At 50.9% G+C, this 812-nt stretch carries 2 rRNA genes; both read right to left on the bottom strand.

The features are described 5' to 3' along the window. Positions 1 to 407, bottom strand: a 23S ribosomal RNA gene (locus AC1TPC_RS26860); the annotation flags it as partial. Between the two features lie 288 nt (positions 408 to 695). After that, a 5S ribosomal RNA gene (gene rrf / locus AC1TPC_RS26855) occupies positions 696 to 812 on the bottom strand.

The raw sequence follows: 812 nt of genomic DNA, 5'->3' as shown, positions 1-812 counted from the left end.
TCGGAGGGTGCTTGCTTTCGGTTACAGGGCTTTTACCTGCTCTGGCGGGCCTTTCCAGACCTCTTCGCCTACCAAACACCTTTGTAACTCCATGTGAGACGTCCTACAACCCCTGCGCACAAGTGCGTAGGTTTGGGCTAATCCGCGTTCGCTCGCCGCTACTGACGGAATCACTATTGTTTTCTCTTCCTCAGGGTACTTAGATGTTTCAGTTCCCCTGGTATGCCTCTCACCAGCCTATGTATTCAGCTGATAGTAACTGTCCATTACGACAGCTGGGTTTCCCCATTCGGAAATCCTCGGATCAATGCCTGCTTACGGCTCCCCGGGGCGGTATCGTTGTTCGCCACGTCCTTCTTCGGCTCCTGGTGCCTAGGCATCCTCCGTGCGCTCTTACTAGCTTAACCATATGCTCAGGTGATTCGGCTTGACCGCCGTTTTCATTTTGTTTCCTCAATCTCCTAAGACATCAAGTGGTTGAAACAAAACGAAAAGAAGTCGGAACAATCTCGAACACCTTTCGCTAACAATAAAAACAGCTTAAAGGATGTTTCAGCAATTCTTTTCTTTCGTTATCCAGTTTTCAAGGTGCAAGGATCATCCCTACCGCTCTCGCGGAAGGACTATTAGATTATCATGCTCGCTTGCTGCATTCAACCTCTAAATGTTGGCAGCTCGCTTGCATAGCATAACCCGCTTGGCGACGTCCTACTCTCCCAAGACCCTGCGGTCTAAGTACCATTGGCGCTGGAGGGCTTAACGGTCGTGTTCGGTATGGGAACGCGTGGTTCCCCTCCGCCATCGCCACCAAA

The sequence above is a fragment of the Paenibacillus sp. Y280 genome (assembly GCF_056786335.1).
The sequence above is the reverse complement of the archived record's forward strand: the minus strand, read 5'-3'. Positions and strand labels throughout refer to the sequence as shown.